14 protein-coding genes are annotated in these 16,855 nt (G+C 73.0%); all 14 read right to left on the bottom strand.

The features are described 5' to 3' along the window. Positions 1-25: 25 nt before the first annotated feature. The 14 genes from ACWEN6_RS38230 to ACWEN6_RS38165 all read right to left on the bottom strand — a co-directional run bounded on the left by ACWEN6_RS38230 (position 26) and on the right by ACWEN6_RS38165 (position 16,245). Positions 26-895, bottom strand: a complete 870-nt coding sequence (locus ACWEN6_RS38230) for a DivIVA domain-containing protein (protein WP_452576847.1) — start codon at positions 893-895, stop codon at positions 26-28. 48 nt (positions 896-943) lie between these two features. After that, positions 944-1,234 (bottom strand): YggT family protein, encoded by a 291-nt coding sequence (locus ACWEN6_RS38225; RefSeq protein ID WP_354850308.1) that lies wholly within the window; start codon positions 1,232-1,234, stop codon positions 944-946. 85 nt (positions 1,235-1,319) lie between these two features. Next, entirely contained in the window at positions 1,320-1,829 is a 510-nt protein-coding gene (locus tag ACWEN6_RS38220; RefSeq protein ID WP_354850305.1) for a cell division protein SepF, read from the bottom strand. 106 nt (positions 1,830-1,935) lie between these two features. Further along, positions 1,936-2,646 carry a YggS family pyridoxal phosphate-dependent enzyme gene (locus ACWEN6_RS38215; RefSeq protein WP_452576846.1) on the bottom strand — a complete coding sequence of 237 codons (711 nt, stop codon included), beginning with the start codon at positions 2,644-2,646 and terminating at the stop codon, positions 1,936-1,938. A gap of 250 nt (positions 2,647-2,896) precedes the next feature. Continuing rightward, a complete protein-coding gene (gene ftsZ / locus ACWEN6_RS38210) occupies positions 2,897-4,315 on the bottom strand; it encodes a cell division protein FtsZ (protein ID WP_452576845.1) in 1,419 nt (472 codons plus the stop codon). Positions 4,316-4,551: 236 nt separating this feature from the next. After that, positions 4,552-5,223 (bottom strand): cell division protein FtsQ/DivIB, encoded by a 672-nt coding sequence (locus ACWEN6_RS38205; RefSeq protein ID WP_452576844.1) that lies wholly within the window; start codon positions 5,221-5,223, stop codon positions 4,552-4,554. Next, on the bottom strand, positions 5,220-6,629 hold the full coding sequence (gene murC / locus ACWEN6_RS38200) for a UDP-N-acetylmuramate--L-alanine ligase (RefSeq protein ID WP_452576843.1): 1,410 nt from the start codon (positions 6,627-6,629) through the stop codon (positions 5,220-5,222). The genes ACWEN6_RS38205 and murC overlap by 4 nt, the downstream gene beginning before the upstream one ends. Then, entirely contained in the window at positions 6,626-7,717 is a 1,092-nt protein-coding gene (gene murG / locus ACWEN6_RS38195) for an undecaprenyldiphospho-muramoylpentapeptide beta-N-acetylglucosaminyltransferase (protein WP_354850292.1), read from the bottom strand. The genes murC and murG overlap by 4 nt, the downstream gene beginning before the upstream one ends. Continuing rightward, positions 7,714-9,072 (bottom strand): putative lipid II flippase FtsW, encoded by a 1,359-nt coding sequence (ftsW, locus tag ACWEN6_RS38190; RefSeq protein WP_354850289.1) that lies wholly within the window; start codon positions 9,070-9,072, stop codon positions 7,714-7,716. Before ftsW ends, murG begins: the two co-directional genes overlap by 4 nt. Next, entirely contained in the window at positions 9,069-10,469 is a 1,401-nt protein-coding gene (gene murD / locus ACWEN6_RS38185) for a UDP-N-acetylmuramoyl-L-alanine--D-glutamate ligase (RefSeq protein WP_452576842.1), read from the bottom strand. Before murD ends, ftsW begins: the two co-directional genes overlap by 4 nt. After that, positions 10,466-11,524: a phospho-N-acetylmuramoyl-pentapeptide-transferase gene (gene mraY / locus ACWEN6_RS38180; protein ID WP_354850283.1), complete on the bottom strand. Its 1,059-nt coding sequence runs from the start codon at positions 11,522-11,524 to the stop codon at positions 10,466-10,468. Before mraY ends, murD begins: the two co-directional genes overlap by 4 nt. Continuing rightward, positions 11,521-12,894, bottom strand: a complete 1,374-nt coding sequence (locus tag ACWEN6_RS38175) for a UDP-N-acetylmuramoyl-tripeptide--D-alanyl-D-alanine ligase (RefSeq protein ID WP_452576841.1) — start codon at positions 12,892-12,894, stop codon at positions 11,521-11,523. The genes mraY and ACWEN6_RS38175 overlap by 4 nt, the downstream gene beginning before the upstream one ends. A gap of 109 nt (positions 12,895-13,003) precedes the next feature. Then, positions 13,004-14,521, bottom strand: coding sequence for a UDP-N-acetylmuramoyl-L-alanyl-D-glutamate--2,6-diaminopimelate ligase (locus tag ACWEN6_RS38170; RefSeq protein ID WP_354931001.1), 1,518 nt, complete (start codon positions 14,519-14,521; stop codon positions 13,004-13,006). Positions 14,522-14,562: 41 nt separating this feature from the next. Further along, entirely contained in the window at positions 14,563-16,245 is a 1,683-nt protein-coding gene (locus ACWEN6_RS38165) for a peptidoglycan D,D-transpeptidase FtsI family protein (protein ID WP_452576863.1), read from the bottom strand. Positions 16,246-16,855 lie beyond the last annotated feature (610 nt).

Below are 16,855 nucleotides of genomic sequence, written 5' to 3'. Positions count from 1 at the left end.
TCGGTGACTGCCCTGACCCGTTACCCTAACGGCGGTCGTTGTGCGGGCCGTCAACTCCCTGGAAGGCGCCGGAGTGCTGCGCGGGCTCGGGGGCGAAGGGGTTGCTCGGGTTGCCCTGCAGCTGCTGCGGGCCACCCTGCTGGACCGCGTGGGACATGGCCGGAGCCCCGCCCATCTGCGCGCCCACGACGGGGAAGGCGCCGCTGCCCTCGGCGGAGACGTTGAGCTCGGCGAGCTGGTTCTCGAGGTAGAGCTTGAGCCTGCTGCGGTACTCGCGCTCGAAGCTGCGCAGCTCCTCCACCTTGCGCTCGAGCTCGTCGCGGGTCTGCACCAGCGAGCCCATCGCCTGGCGGTGGCGCTCCTGGGCGTCGCGCTCGAGCGTCTCGGCGCGGGCGCGCGCGTCACCGATGATCTGCTCGGCCTGGCGGCGGGCCTTGCCGAGGACCTCGTCGGCCTCGCGGCGGGCGCGGGTCACCGTCTCGTCGGCCTCGCGGCGGGCGTCGGCGATCGCCTGGTCGGCGGTCTGCTGCGCCAGGGCGAGCACGCGGGCGGCGGTGTCCATGTTGTCCTCGGCCGGGGGCATGCCCATGGCCACGGGCACCGGCTCGGGCCTCATCGGCTCCGGCGGCTTCATCGGCTCCGGCTGGGGCATCATCATCTCGGGCTTGGGCTCGGCGACCGGGGCCGGCGCCATGCTCATGCCCATGCCACCCGGCACCTTGCCACGCAAGCACTCGGTGAGCTTCGCCCGGAGCTCCTCGTTCTCCTGGATGAGGCGGTCGAGCTCGGCCTCGACCTCGTCCAGGAAGGCGTCAACCTCTTCCTCGTCGTACCCCGGCCTGAGCCGGGTCGTACTGAACTGCTTGTTCCGCACATCAGCGGGCGTCAGCGGCATTTCGGTCTCCTTGGCGCGCTCGGAGTCTGTCCGGGGGACGGTACCCGATCAAAAAGGAAGCGCGGACACGATTTGGATCATGACCAAGACCACAATGAACAGCACTGTGAAGCTTAGGTCAAAGGCCACCGTACCCAACCGGAGGGGCGGAATGAAACGGCGGAGGAACTTGAGAGGTGGATCCGTCGCCGTGTACGTGGCCTCCGCCAGCACCAGGACTACCCCCCGGGGGTGCCAGGAGCGGGCGAACGCCTGCACCGCATCAAAGATCATTCTGCCGATCAGCAGGACCAGGTAGATGGACAGGACGGTGACCAAGATGTCGCTAACGATCCCCACGGTCGCGCCCTGCCTCCTCCATCCCGATCTGCCGATCTCGGTCTGGGTGGGCCATGTATGGCCGTTCACTGCTCATGGTGGAACTCTAGCTCTGGTTGAAGAACCCTCGTTCCGCGATTCGGGCCTTGTCCTCGGCGGTCACCTCGACATTGGCAGGGGACAACAGGAACACCTTGTTGGTAACACGTTCAATGCTGCCATGTAGGCCAAAGACCAGACCTGCCGCGAAATCAACAAGACGCTTCGCGTCACTGTCGACCATTTCAGTCAGATTCATGATGACAGGTGTGCCCTCGCGGAAGTGCTCTCCGATGGTGCGCGCCTCATTGTAGGTGCGGGGGTGCAGGGTCGTGATGCGCGCCAGATCGGTCGTACGGCGCTCCACGACCGCCGCCCCCGCACGAGGGGCCGGAACAGGGCTTTCGACCTCTTCCTGGCCCTCTTGGGGCGTTCCAAGCACCCGCTCGTCGCCGCGACGCCGCTCGACGTAGTCGTCGGTGTAGTCGTCGTCATCGGGGTAACTGCCGTAATCCGGGTAGCGGTCGTCCTCCACGAGACCGAGGTAGACCGCCATCTTGCGCATCGCGCCGGCCATCGCTACGTCGTCCTCCTGCTCATGGTCGCCGCACCCAGGGCAACCTAAGGCACCGCTGTCGACCTCTGCTCGGATCTGTGGACATCATGGTCCACTCGGGGGGACATTACCTGACGAAGGGCTTGCGGCGACCGAGCAACGCCGTACCGACACGCACGAGTGTCGAACCATGGGCTATCGCGTGGTCCAGATCTCCGCTCATGCCCGCCGAGATCACCGTCGCTTCGGGGTGGTCCGTCCGCAGATCCGCTGAGATCTCCGCGAGCCGGGCGAACGCCCGGCCGGGATCGCCGCCGAGGGGGGCGACGGCCATCACGCCGCCGAGGACCAGCCCCTCGGACGCCGCGACCGCCTCGGCGAGCGCCGCGACCCCCGAGGGGAGGACGCCTCCCCGGCCCGGGTCGTCGTCCAGCGCGACCTGCAGCAGGCAGGTGACCCGCCGCCCGGCCCCGGCGGCGGCGCGGCTCAGCGCCTCGGCCAGCCGGAGACGGTCGACCGAGTGGACCACGTCGGCGTAGGACACCACCGACCTGGCCTTGTTGGTCTGGATCTGGCCGACGAAGTGCCAGGTCAGCGGCAGGCCGGCGCACTCGCGGGCCTTGGGCGCCGCCTCCTGGTCGCGGTTCTCGCCGACGTGCGCGACGCCCAGTCCGGAAAGGAGGCGCACGTCGGAAGCGGGATAGGTCTTGGTCACCGCGACGAGGGTGACCTCCTGGCGGGCGCGGCCGGCCGCCGCGCAGGCGGCGGCGATGCGGCGCTCGACCTCGGTCAGGCCGGCCGCGATCTCGTCGCGGCGCGTGGTGTCACGGTTGTTCACGAGGGGGTTCGATCGTTTCGCGGTGTCGGGGCGCGCGGAGGGCCGCACGCCGGCGGAGGTCCGGCGGGACGCGGAGCGTTCACCGCGGCCGCACGGGACGGGGCCGCACGGGACGGGGCCGCACGGGACGGGGCCGCACGGGACGGGGCCCCACGGGACGGGGCCCCACGGGAGGGGGCGGCCACCGGGCCGGGCCGGCGAGCGGCACGCGCCACCACTCCCCCATAGGGACGGACGGCGCGCGCCGGGCTCACTTCAGGAAGTCGGGGACGTCCAGTTCCTCTTCCGGCTCCTCGAAGACCACCGGGCGGCGCCGGGCGGGCTCGGAGACGCGGGAGGTGATCGGCGTCGGCGGCTCGGGAGCCGGCCGCGGGATCGAGACCGGCCCCTGGGGCTGCTGCTCGGCCTGCGCGGCCGGAGCGGCCTGCGGACCCTGAGTCTCGGTCGCGGCGGGCTCGCGGGTGAACGGCGTGGCGGCCGGAACGGAGGAGGAGACCGCCGCGTCGGCGGCGGGCGCCGGGTCGGGCACCGCGGCCGGCTGCGCCGAGGGCAGCGGGCGCACCGGGGCGGGACGCTGCTCGGCCCGCGGCGGCTCGTTCTTGGGCGCGCTGAAGGCCGAGGCGGCCGGTCGTGCGGGCGGTGCGGGCGCCGCCGGGGCGGGCGCGGGACGCGAGGCCTGCTGGGGGCGCGCGGCCGGCTGGGCCGCGGGCTTCTCCGACGGCGCGACCTCGTCGAACCCGGCGGCGATCACCGTGACCCGCACCTCGTCGCCGAGGGCGTCGTCGATGACCGTGCCGAAGATGATGTTGGCGTCGATGGCGGCGGCGTTGGACACCAGCTGGGCCGCCTCGTTGATCTCGAACAGGCCGAGGTCGGAGCCGCCGGCGATCGACAGCAGCACGCCGTGGGCGCCGTCGATGCTGGCCTCCAGCAGCGGGCTGGACACCGCCATCTCGGCGGCCGCCACCGACCGGTCGTCGCCGCGCGCGTGCCCGATGCCCATGAGCGCCGAGCCGGCGCCGGACATGACCGACTTCACATCGGCGAAGTCCAGGTTGATCAGGCCGGGCGTGGTGATGAGGTCGGTGATGCCCTGCACACCGGACAGCAGCACCTGGTCGGCCGCCTTGAAGGCGTCGAGGACGCTGACCTGGCGGTCGGAGATCGACAGCAGGCGGTCGTTGGGGATCACGATGAGGGTGTCCACCTCGTCGCGCAGGGTCTCGATGCCGGCCTCGGCCTGCATCGCCCGGCGCCGGCCCTCGAAGCTGAACGGCCGGGTCACCACGCCGATGGTCAGCGCGCCCAGCGAGCGGGCGATGTTGGCCACCACGGGCGCGCCGCCGGTGCCGGTGCCGCCGCCCTCTCCGGCCGTGACGAAGACCATGTCGGCGCCCTTGAGGACCTCTTCGATCTCCTCGCGGTGGTCCTCCGCGGCCTTGCGCCCGACCTCGGGATTGGCTCCCGCGCCGAGGCCGCGCGTGAGCTCGCGGCCCACGTCCAGCTTGACGTCGGCGTCACTCATCAGCAGCGCCTGGGCGTCGGTGTTGATGGCGATGAACTCGACGCCCTTGAGTCCCTCCTCGATCATCCGGTTCACGGCGTTCACTCCGCCGCCGCCGATGCCGACGACCTTGATGACCGCGAGGTAGTTCTGCGGTGCTGCCACGACGAGGGGCCTTTCCGCTCGTTTACTTGCATTACGTGAAGCCCGAAACGGTGCCGGACCTTCTTGTTTAACTCTCACCCTCAAGTTGAGATTTAGAGTTATGTCAACCTGAGGAATGATACGGACAGTAGGGTTGCCCCTCCCCCAGGGTCAACTCACCGCGCCGCAAGCTCGTCCGGCGTGTCGCGGCCTGTCCCTTTTCGCTCCTGCCGGAGCCCGTCGGGCGGCGGGGCTCATCACTGGACCGTCACGACATCGGGCGAGCTGACGTCATAGGCGTCCGCGGGGCGTCGCAGCAGCGTGAGGGCCACCCGGGCCTTGTCCTTCGTGCGCTCGGCACCACCCCACATGATCGTACGGCCGTCGCCCAGACGCAACGACACGTCCTGTGTCGTCGTCGCGCGGATGGTCTGCACCTGGCGGCGCAGGTCGGGCGGGAGCCCGGCCGCGACCGCCAGAGCGGCCCTGGTGGCGGGGTCGCCGGGGACGAAGCGGTCGACGTGCAGCGAGGGCAGCCCGGCCGGCGCGGCGTCCCCGGTCTCGATGACGACGCCGTGCCGGTCGACCACCTCGGCCCGGCCCGCCACGGCCACCACGGCCACCGGCCGGCGCTGGACGACGCGGACCTTCAGCGTGCCCGGCCAGGCGCGCTCGACGCTCACCGACTCGATCTGCCGCAGCCCGGCGACGCGGCGGCGGACCTGCTCGAGATCGACGGTGGCCAGCGGCTGGCGGTCGGGGACCGCCGCCGCCCGCCGCACCTGGTCGGCCGCGGTCCCCGTGGCGCCCGACACCGCGACGCGCTGGACGCCGAGGACGGGCGAGAAGAACACCAGCCAGGCCGCCGCGCCCACCACCGCGAAGGACAGCAGGACGACGAAGGCCGTTCGCCACGCCGGATGGCTCACCGCGAGGCGAGCTCGGCGACGATGTGCGGGCCGAGCTCGGTGACGTCGCCGGCGCCCATGGTGAGGACGATGTCGCCGGGACGCGCCCGCTCGGCCACCAGGGCGGCGACCGCGCCGCGGTCGGGCGCGTAGGCCACGCGCCCGGCCGGCAGCGGCACCTTGCCCGCCACCAGCGCCCCGGAGACACCCGGCTCGGGGTCCTCCCGCGCGCCGTAGACGTCGAGCACGATGGCCTCGTCGGCCAGCCCGAGCGCGGCGCCGAACTCCTCGGCGAAGAAGCGGGTGCGGGAGTACAGGTGGGGCTGGAAGACCGCGATCACCCGGCCGGACGGCCCGGAGAAGGTCGCCACGACGTCGCGCGCGGCGCGCAGGTCGGCGGCCAGCTCGGTCGGGTGGTGGGCGTAGCTGTCGAAGACGGCGACCCCCGCGGCCTCGCCCTTGGCCTCGAAGCGGCGCTTGGCGCCGGTGAAGGCGGCCAGCCCGTCGCGGAACTCGTCGAACGGGACGCCGAGCTCCTCGGCGACGGCCAGGGCCGCGGTGGCGTTCAGCGCGTTGTGGCGGCCCGGGACGACCAGCCGCACCTCGCCCCTGCCCTCGACGGTGCACACGACGCCGAACCCGTCGGGGGCGATGCCGGTGACCCGGAAGTCGGCCCCCTCGGACTCGCCGTAGGTGCGCACGCGCAGGTCGCGGGCACGGGCGAGCGGGATCAGCGCCGCGGCGCCCGGGTCGTCGGCGCACACCACCAGGACCGAGCCGATGCGCTCGACGAAGCGGGCGAAGCTGTCGTACACGGCCTGCGGGTCGCCGTAGTTGTCCAGGTGGTCGGCCTCGACGTTGGTGACCACGGCCACCTGCGGGGCCAGCATGAGGAAGGAGCCGTCGCTCTCGTCGGCCTCGGCCACGAAGACCTCGCCCGCGCCCTCGTCGGCGCCGAGCCCGGTGGTGACGAGCTGGCCGCCCACGCAGTAGGACGGGTCGCGCCCGCACTTCTGCAGGGCGACGGTGAGCATCGAGGTGGTGGTCGTCTTGCCGTGGGTGCCGGCGACGGCGATGCCCGTGCGCCCGACCATGACGGCGGCCAGCGCCGCCGCCCGGGGGATGACGCGCAGCCCCTGGCGCAGCGCCTCGCCGAGCTCGGGGTTGGAGTCGCGGATGGCCGTGGAGACCACGACGGTGTCGACGTTCCTGATGTGGGAGGCGGCGTGGCCGACGTGGACGATGGCGCCGAGCTCGCGCAGCTCGGTGACGAGCTGGGAGCTGCGCGCGTCGCTGCCGGACACCGCGACGCCGCGCTTGAGCAGGATGCGGGCGATGCCGGACATGCCGGCGCCGCCGATGCCGATGAAGTGCACCCGGCCGAGCTCGGTGGCAGCGACCGGCTCGATCAGCTTGACCAGGCTCATCGGCGGCCTCCGGCCGAGATGACCTGCATCACCTTGCGGGCCAGCACCGTGTCGGCGTCCTTTCGTCCCATGCGTGAGGCGGCCTCGGACATGCGCACCACGCGTTCGGGGTCGCGCAGGACGGGCAGCACGTGCTGGAGGATCCAGTCGGCGGTCAGGTCGGCGTTGTCGACCATCATCCCTCCCCCGGCCTCGACGATGGGGGCGGCGTTGAGCCTCTGCTCGCCGTTGCCGTGCGGCAGCGGCACGTAGGCGGCCGGCAGCCCGACGGCGGTGAGCTCGGCGCAGGTCATCGCGCCGCTGCGGCACAGCACGAAATCGGCCGCGGCGTAGGCGAGGTCCATGCGGTCGACGTAGGGCAGCACCACGTACTGCGGGTCGCCGGGCGGCGGCTCGACCTCGATGGTGTTCTTCGGGCCGATGACGTGCAGCACCTGAACGCCCGCCTGGCGCAGCACGGGCGCGCTGGCGAGGGCCGCCTCGTTGACGGCCCGCGCCCCCTGGGACCCGCCGAAGACCAGCAGCGTCGGCCGGTCGTTCTCCAGCCCGAAGTACGACCTGGCCTTGTCTCCGGTGGACAGCCGGTCGAGCGCGACGATCTCGCGGCGCAGCGGGATGCCGACGTACTCGGCGTGCGGCAGCGAGGCGTCGGGGTGGCCGGTGAACACGTGCTCGGTGAGCCGGGCCCCGAGCCGGTTGGCCAGGCCCGGGCGCGGGTTGGCCTCGTGCACCACGATGGGCAGCCCGCGCCTTCTGGCGCCGAGGTAGGCCGGCGTGGCGACGTAGCCGCCGAAGCCGACCAGCACGTCGGCCTGGACGCGGTCCATGATGCCGGCGGCCGCGTTGATCGCCCCGGCCAGCCTGCCCGGGACCGTGAGCAACTGCGGCGTGATGGCGCGCGGCAGCGGGACCGCGGGCACCAGCGCCAGCTCATAGCCTCGCGCGGGCACCAGCCTGGTCTCCAGCCCGCGCTCGGTGCCGAGGCAGGTGATCCCGATGCCCGGGTCCAGCCTGCGCAGCGCGTCGGCCAGCGCCAAGGCGGGTTCGATGTGACCGGCCGTGCCGCCACCTGCGAGGACCACCCTCATGTCGGTCCTTTCAAATCCGCGTGCCTCGATGTCGGCCTGCGCCGCTCGGGACGACGGACCCCCGCCGGTGGGCGACCCAGGCCAAGCCAGCTTAGAGCCCTCGCCAGGGGCCCGGGTCCACGAGCGGCCAGCGCGTCCGCCGCGCCGGGCTCGCGTTTGGCGAACGACAACAGCATGCCGAGCGCCGCGAGCGTGGGCAACAGCGCCGAACCGCCATAGGAGACCAGGGGCAGCGGGATGCCGGTGACCGGCAGCGCGCCGATCACCGCGCCGATGTTCACGATGGCCTGACCTGCGATCCAGGCCACGGCGGCCGAGGCCGCCAGCCGGATGAAGGGGTCTTTGACGCGGGAGGCGACGCGCAGGCCGGCGTACCCGAGGAGGCCGAACAGGGCGATCACCACCAGGGTGCCCATCAGGCCGAGCTCCTCGCCCAGGATGGAGAAGATGAAGTCGCTCTCGGCGTGCGGCACCCGGCCCCACTTCTGCCTGCTGCTGCCCAGGCCCAGCCCGAACCAGCCGCCCGAGCCCATGGCGATCTGCCCCATGGCCGCCTGGTAGCCGGCGCCCGAGGCGGTGCCCCAGACGTCCAGCCAGCCCTCGATGCGCTCGGAACGGTAGCCCTCGACGCTGATCATGATGACCGTGGCCATGGTGAGCAGGGCCAGGACGCCGCCGAACAGCCGCAGCGGCGCCCCCACCACCCACAGCAGCGCCAGGAAGATGAGCATGAGCACGACGGTGGTGCCGAGGTCGCGTCCCACCATGACGAGGATGGCGATGATCGCGGTGCCGGGCATGAGCGGCAGCAGGAGCTGGCGCCACTCGATCATGCCGCCCTTGGCCCGGCGCGCGAGCAGGTCGGCGCCCCACAGCATCAGGCCGAGCTTGGCGGGCTCGGACGCCTGCAGGGAGAACCCGCCGATGTCGAGCCACCGCTGGGCGCCCAGCTCGGTGCGGCCGAGGAAGATCGTCATGATCAGCGCGATGATCGAGATGGCCATCAGCGGGTAGCCGGCGAGCCGGAAGAACCGCGGCGGCAGGCGCGAGCAGACCCACATGAGCGGCAGCCCGATGCCGACCGACATCGACTGCTTCAGAAACCAGTAGAACGGGTCGCCTTTGACCTGCAGCCCCTTGATGCTGGAGGCCGACAGCACCATCATCAGGCCGAGCGCGAGCAGCAGCGCGCTGCACCCGAGCAGCAGGTAGTAGGAGGTCAGCGGCCGGTCGAGCAGCCTGCCGAGCGCGGCGAGCCGCTCGTGCCCCCACCCTCGGCCCTCATCGCCCGCGCCGGGAGCGGAGCCGGCGGGAAGGCCCTTGGCGCCGCCGGGGGCGATCGTGGTGTCGCTCATCGCACGCCCGAGGTCGCCAGGCGGTGGACGGCTCGCGCGAACGCCTCCCCACGGGCCCCGTAGTCGGCGAACATGTCCAGCGAGGCGCCGGCGGGGGCGAGCAGCACGGTGTCCCCGGGGGAGGCGAGCCGGGCGGCTTCGGTGACGACACGGTCCATGACCCCAGTGTCTTGCCCTTCGACCTCCACGACCGGAACATTCGCCGCGTGTCGCGCCAGTGCCTCACGAATTCGTGCCCGGTCGGCGCCCAGGAGCACCGCTCCCCGCAGCCGGCCCGCCGCGCGGCGCACCAGCTCGCCGACGTCGGCGCCCTTCAGCAGGCCGCCGGCGACCCACACGATGGAGGGGTAGGAGGCCAGCGACGCCGCGGCGGCGTGCGGGTTGGTGGCCTTGGAGTCGTCCACGTAGTCGACCTCGCCCACCCGCGCCACGTGGGCGATGCGGTGCGGGTCGGGCACGTAGTCCAGCAGGCCCTGCCGTACGGCGGCGGCGGGGACGCCGTGCGCGCGGGCCAGCGCCGCCGCGGCCAGCGCGTTGGCCACGTTGTGCGGCGCGAACGGCCGGACGTCGGCCAGGGTCGCGAGCTCCTCGGCGGCGTGCAGCGGGTCCTCGACGAAGGCGCGGTCGACCAGGAGGTCCTCCACGACGCCGATCTGCCCGCGGCCGGGCACCCCGAGCGTGAACCCGGCCGTGCGCGGCCCGCCGCCCACCGGCCCGTCCGCCGCCGTGGCGTAGGGGGCGGCCAGGCGGGTGGACCAGGCGTCGTCGGCGTTGTGGACCACCACGCCGGCGCGCTGGTAGATGCGGCCCTTGACCCGGGCGTACTCCTCCATGGAGCCGTGCCAGTCGAGGTGGTCGTCGGCGACGTTGAGTACGGCCGCGGCGCTCGGCGCCACGGTGGAGGACCAGTGGAGCTGGAAGCTGGACAGCTCCACCGCCAGCACGTCGTAGGGCTGCGCGACGGCCTCGATGATGGGGGTGCCGACGTTGCCGACCGCCGCGGCGGCGTGCCCGGCCGCCCTGAGCATGGCGGTGAGCATGCGCACGGCCGTGGTCTTGCCGTTGGTGCCGGTGAGCGCCAGCCAGGGCGCCGCGCCGGCGGGACGGCGCCGCCAGGCCAGCTCGACCTCGCCGATCACCTCGACACCGCGGGCCGCGGCCTCCACCAGCAGCGGCTGGTCGGGCCGCCAGCCGGGCGAGGTGACCACCAGGGTGGTGCCGGGGGGCAGCTCGCCGCCGAAGCGGACCTCGGCCCCGAGGGCGGCCAGCTCGGCCGCCGCCGCCCGCTGGCGCTCGCCGTCGCGGGTCTCGACCACCACGACGCGTTCGCCCGCCTGGAGCAGGCTGCGCGCCGCCGCCGCTCCCGAGACCCCGAGACCCGTGACGCAGATGGTCATGCCTTGGGCATCCACTCGACGTAGAACAGGCCGAGCCCGGCGGCGGCGCACAGGCCGGCGATCAGCCAGAACCGGACCACGATGGTGGTCTCGGCCCAGCCCTTGAGCTCGAAGTGGTGCTGGAGCGGGGCCATGCGGAACACCCGTTTACCCGTCATCTTGAAGAACCCGACCTGGATGATCACCGAGGCGGTGATGACGACGCACAGGCCCGCCAGGATGAACAGCAGGAACTGCGTGCGCGTGGTGATCGCCAGGCCGGCCAGCACCCCGCCGAGGGCCAGGGAGCCGGTGTCGCCCATGAAGATCTTGGCCGGGGGCGCGTTCCACCACAGGAAGCCGACCAGCGCGCCGAGGACGGCGGCGGCGACCACGGCCAGGTCGAGCGGGTCGCGCACCCAGTAGCAGTTGGGGCCGAGCTGGTTCAGGCAACTGTTGCGCAGCTGCCAGTTGCCGATCAGCACGTAGGCGGTCAGGACGGCGCCGGTGGCGCCGCTGGCCAGGCCGTCGAGGCCGTCGGTGAGGTTCACCGCGTTGGAGAAGCCCACGATCATGATCAGGACCCAGATCGTGAACACGACGATGCCGATGGAGGGCCCGAAGTCGCGCAGGAACGACAGGCGCGTCTCGGCGGGCGTGATCGAGTAGTTGTTCTTGAACTGGACGACCAGCACCGCGAAGATCGCGCCGACGATGAGCTGGCCGAGGGCCTTGGCGCCGCTGCGCAGGCCCAGGCTGCGCTGCTTGTAGATCTTGATGAAGTCGTCAAGGAACCCGACCGTGCCGAGGCCGGCCATCAGGAACAGCACCAGCACGGCCGAGGCCGTCGGCGGGGTGAGCGTGGCCAGGTGGGAGCAGGCGAACCCGATGAGCGCGGCGATCACGATGACCGTGCCGCCCATGGTGGGGGTGCCGCGCTTGTCGTGGTGGCCCGAGGGCCCTTCCTCGCGGATGTTCTGGCCGTAGCCCCGGCGGCTGAACAGCCGGATGGCCAGGGGGGTGCCGAGCATCGACAGCAGCAGCGCCACCGCGGCGGCGACGAGGATGTCCCTCATCGGGCCTCACCGCCGAGCAGGACCTGCGCGACCTTCTCCAGGCCCGCGGCGCGCGGGCCCTTGATGAGCACCACGTCGCCGGGCGCGAGCCTGGCCGCGAGCTCCGCGGCAGCGGCGGCCGCGTCGGGCACGTGGACGGCCGGCGCCCCCTTCGCCCCCGCCAGGACCGGCCAGGGGGCCTCTCCGACCACCCACAGCCCTTCCAGGCCCGCCCGCGCGGCGACCCGGCCGACCTCCTCGTTCAGCTCGTCGCTCTCGTCGCCCAGCTCGCGCAGGGAGGCGATCACGGCGTACTTGCGGCGGTCCTTGCCGAGCACGCCGAGGGTGTCGAAGGCGGCCCGCATGGAGTCGGGGTTGGCGTTGTAGGCGTCGTTGATCACGGTGACCCCGTCGGGGCGGTCGGTGACCTCCATGCGCCAGCGGCTGCGCGGCTCGGCGGCCGACAGCTCCTCGGCGATGGTGGCCACCGGCAGGCCCAGCTCGTAGGCGGCCGCGGCGGCGGCCAGCGCGTTCTCCACGGCGTGCGCCCCGTACAGGCGCAGCCGCACCTCGGCGGTGCCGGAGGGGGTGCGCAAGGTGAACGCGGCCCGGCCGCGCTCGTCCAGCCGCTCCTCCTCGGCCCGCACTCCGGCCTCGGCCGAGCGCCCGAACCAGGTGACGCGGGCCTGGGTGCGGTCGGCCATCGCGCGCACGAACGGGTCGTCGGCGTTCAGCACGGCCACCCCGTCGGCGGGCAGCGCCTCGGGCAGTTCGCCCTTGGCCTTGGCGATCTGCTCGCGCCCGCCGAACACGCCGAGGTGGGCGGTGCCGACGTTGAGCACCACGCCGATCTTGGGCGGGGCGATGCGCGCCAGATAGGCGATGTGGCCCTCCTCCCGGGCGCTGAGCTCCAGGACCAGGAACCTGGTGCCGGAGTCGGCGCGCAGCACGGTGAGGGGGTGGCCGATCTCGTTGTTGAAGTTGCCGGCCGGGGCGATGGTGGGACCCATGCGGCCGGTGAGCCGGGCCAGCAGGTCCTTGGTGGTGGTCTTGCCCGCCGACCCGGTGACGCCGACGACGGTCGCGTGCGGCAACTCGGCCACCGTCGCCGACGCCAGGTCGGCGAGCGCCGTCACGACGTCGGCCACGACCACGCAGGGCACGTCCAGCGGCCTGCTCGCCAGCACGGCGACCGCGCCGGCCTCACAGGCCTGGGCCGCGAACTCGTGACCGTCGGCCCGCTCTCCCCTGATCGCCACGAACAGCGAACCCGGCTCGGCCGCGCGCGAGTCGATCAGGACGGGCCCTCGGACCACGGCGCGGGGATCGGCCTTGCCCGCCAGGGCCCCCGAGGTCACCTCGGCGATCCTCGCCAGCGGCAACGGGATCATTCGTCTTCCCTACTCTCCATACAAGCTGTCCGTGCGTGTCGGGATGGACCGGCGCCTCGCACGGGGCGCCCGGCCCGGCTTTCACATCAGCCTCGCACAAGCACAACGATCACATGCGGTCCCGTCTGCGGATGGCCTCCGCGACCACCTGCCTGTCGTCGAACGGCAGCACTTCATCGTCGACGTACTGACCCTGCTCGTGCCCCTTGCCCGCGACGACCACCACGTCGCCGGGACCGGCCCGGCCGACGGCCAGGCCGATGGCGGCGGCCCGGTCGGGCTCGACGATGACGTGCGCGCGCTCGCGGCGCGGCACCCGCAGGACGCCCTCGAACATCGCGGAAAGGATGCGGAGAGGATCCTCCGAGCGGGGGTTGTCGCTGGTCAGCACGGCGACGTCCGCCAGGCGTGCCGCGGCCTCGCCCATCATGGGGCGCTTGCCCCGGTCGCGGTCGCCGCCGCAGCCGAGGACGACGATCAGGCTGCCCGAGGTGACCTCGCGCAGCGCCCGCAGCACCGACTCCACGGCGCCCGGTTTGTGGGAGTAGTCGACGATGGCCTGGAAGCCGTCCGCGCCCGGCACGCGCTCCATGCGGCCGGGGACGCCGGTGACCGTGCCCACGCCGTTCACGGCGGTCTGCAGCGGCACCCCGGCCTCGACCAGGGTGACGAGCGCGCCGAGGGTGTTGGCGACGTTGAACGGGCCCGGCAGGGCCACCGACACGTCGGCCTCGACACCGCCCGGGCCGATCACCCGGAAGGTGCTGCCGTCGGACCCCAGGCGCACGTCCTGGGCCCGCCAGTCGGCCTCTGCGGCCCCGGCGGCCGAGAAGGTGGTGACCGGCACCTTGGCGATGCCCACCAGCTCCCTGCCGTGCTCGTCGTCGATGTTGACGACGCCCGCGCGGCACAGCTCGGGGGTGAACAGCCGCGCCTTGGTCAGGAAGTAGTCCTCCAGGTCGCGGTGGAAGTCCAGGTGGTCCTGCGAGAGGTTGGTGAACAGCGCCACGTCGTAGGACGCCCCGTCGACCCGGCCCAGGGCCAGGGCGTGGCTGGAGACCTCCATGGCGGCGGCGGTGACGCCGTCCTCGCGCATGAGGGCGAGCAGCCCCTGCAGGTCGGTCGCCTCTGGGGTGGTGAGGGTGGGCGGGAAGGTCGTGGCGCCGACGTGGATCTCGACCCCGCCGATGAGGCCGGTGCTGTGCCCGGCCGCCCGCAGGCCCGCCTCCAGCAGGAACGTGGTGGTCGACTTGCCGCTGGTGCCCGTCACGCCCAGCAGCAGCAGGCCGGAGGAGGGCTGCCCGTACACCCAGGCGGCGACCCGGCCCAGCACCGAGCGGGGGTCGGGCACCACCAGCACCGGCACGCCGGTCGCGACCGCGGCCTCGCGGCCGGTGGGGTCGGTCAGGATCGCCACGGCCCCGGCGGCGACGGCGGCGGCGGAGAAGGCCGCGCCGTGCGCCGTGGAGCCGGGCAGGGCGACGTACAGGTCGCCGCGCTGGACCTGGCGGGAGTCGATGGTGACGCCGGTCACCGCGGCGAGCGGCGCTCGGGGGCCGCCGGAGGGCGCGCCGAGCATGGCCGCCAGGCCGGACAGCGGGCGGACCGGGCAGGACCTTGGACGCATGGACGACGGGGGACGCACGGGCGAGAGCGTACCTTCCCCCGTCACCCGTCGGTGCTCATGCGCACCGATGGAGCGGTCGTGCCGGTCGGCGGGATCTTGCGGCTCTTCAACGCGAACGTCATGACATCCTTGAACACGGGTGCGGCGATCTCCCCACCGAAGTGGCCGTTCTCCGGAGCCTGGAGCACGGCCAGCGCCACCAGCCGGGGCGCGTCGGCGGGAGTGAACCCCACAAAAGTAGCGGTATATCCGCAATACCCTCGGCAGCTTTCGTCGTATCGCATGGCGGTTCCGGTTTTACCAGCCACGCGGTATCCCTTGATGGCGGCCAGCGAGCCGGTGCTCCCCTCGGCGCTCACCGCCGCCTCCAGCATGCGCGTGATGTCCTTGGCCGTGCGCGCGGTGATGACGCGGGTCTGCCTGGCCGGCTTGGCCGGGACGAACCTGCGGTGCTGGTCGACCGTGCCGGCGACGATCTGCGGGGTGACGCGCACGCCGCCGTTGGCGATGGTCTGGTAGACGCTGGCCATCTGCAGGGCCGTCACCGAGACGCCCTGGCCGAAGGCGATGGTGCACCGCTGGCTGCCCGACCAGGTCTCCCTCTTGGGCAGCAGCCCGGCCTCCTCGCCGTAGAGGCCGGCGCCCGTCTTGGCGCCGAAGCCGAAGGCCCTGAGCATGTTGTACAGCGGCTGGTCGCCGACCCGGTCGGCCGCCATGATCGTGCCGACGTTGCTGGACTCGGCGATGATGCCGGTGAAGGTCAGGTTCTCGGGCGGGTGCGGGTGGGCGTCGCTGAGCACCCGGTCGGCGCAGCGGTACTTGTCGGCGACCTCGAACACGGTCTCGGGCCTGACCGCCCCGGCCTCCAGGGCCGCCGCGGCCGTGATGACCTTGTTGGTGCTGCCCGGCTCGAAGACCTCCGACACCGCGCGGTTGCCCAGGCTCGGCGTGCGCTCCCAGTCGTTGAGGTCCACCTCGGGGGCGTTGGCCATGGCCACCACCTGGCCGGTGCGCACGTCCATGACGATGACGCTGCCGCTGCGGGCGCCGGTGGCCTGGACCTGCTTGGCGATGGCCGTCTGCGCCGCCCACTGGATGTCGCGGTCGATGGTCAGCCGGAGGCCGCGCCCGGCGACCGGCTCCTGCTTGGTGCTGCGCGTCATGGGGATGCGCTGACCGGTGCCGCCGGTCTCGACGGTCTGCTTGCCGTCCTGCCCGGCCAGCAGCTTGTCGTAGACCTGCTCGAAGCCCACCAGGCCGTGGCCCTCGTCGCCGACGTACCCGATGACCCCGCCGGCGAGGTTCCCGCCCGGGTACAGGCGCTCGTAGTGGGGCGTCGCGGCCAGCCCGTCGATCTTCAGGTCGAGCACCTTGGCGGCGGTCGCCGTGGGGACGTTGCCCGCCAGCAGCGTGTAGCGCGTCTTCGGCTGCGCCAGCTTGGCGGCGATGACGCCCTTGTCGACGCCCAGCAGCGCGGCCAGGGACCCGGCGACCTGGTCGCGCTTGGCCGGGAGCACCTTGGTGGGGTCGGCGGAGATCTCGCGGGCCTCGACGGTGAGGGCCAGCTCGTGGCCGTTGACGTCGGTGATGGACCCCCGGCGCGCGGTCAGCGTCTCCTCCTGGACCCGCAGCCGCTCGGCCCTGGCCTCGAAGACCTTGGAGTCCAGGCCCTGGAGCTGCACCAGGCGCCCGGCGAACAGCGACAGCACGACGGCCATCCCCATCAGGCCGATGTTGATGCGGCGCGAGGGGTTGCCAAGGCGCAGCGGGACCGGCGGGCGGGGGTTCCAGGTGATGCGCAGCCCGGGACGGCGCTCGGGGTCGTCGGGGCCCATCGGCGGGCGGCCTCGCGGCGGCACCCTTCGACGGCCGGGGCCGAACGGGCGCCAGGGGCCCTCACCCCGGGGGCCGACCGGCCGGGGGGGACGCCCGGAGCCCTCGCCGCCCTCGGATCTGAAGGCGCGCGCGGGTCCGTCGGGCCGTCCCTTCGCTCCCCGGGGACGCCCGGCGCCCCCTTCGGGACGCCCGGGACCGCCCGCACGCCTGCCCGGCCCGTCGGAACGACCTGAAGCACGCCCACCGGGCCCATCGGAACGACCGGAACCGCCCGCACGGCCGCCAGGCGCGCCGGAAGGACCCGCGGCCCCGCCGCGTCCCCCTGGCGCGTCAGAACGGCCGGCACCACCCGCACGCCCACCGGGCGCGTCAGAACGACCGGAACCACCAGCACGCCCACCCGGCGCGTCAGAACGACCGGAACCACCAGCACGCCCACCCGGCGCGTCAGAACGACCGGAACCACCAGCACGCCCACCCGGCGCGTCAGAACGACCG

Source organism: Sphaerisporangium sp. NPDC004334, from assembly GCF_053602655.1.
Note: the sequence above shows the minus strand (reverse complement) of the source record. Positions and strands in the feature narration are given on the sequence as shown.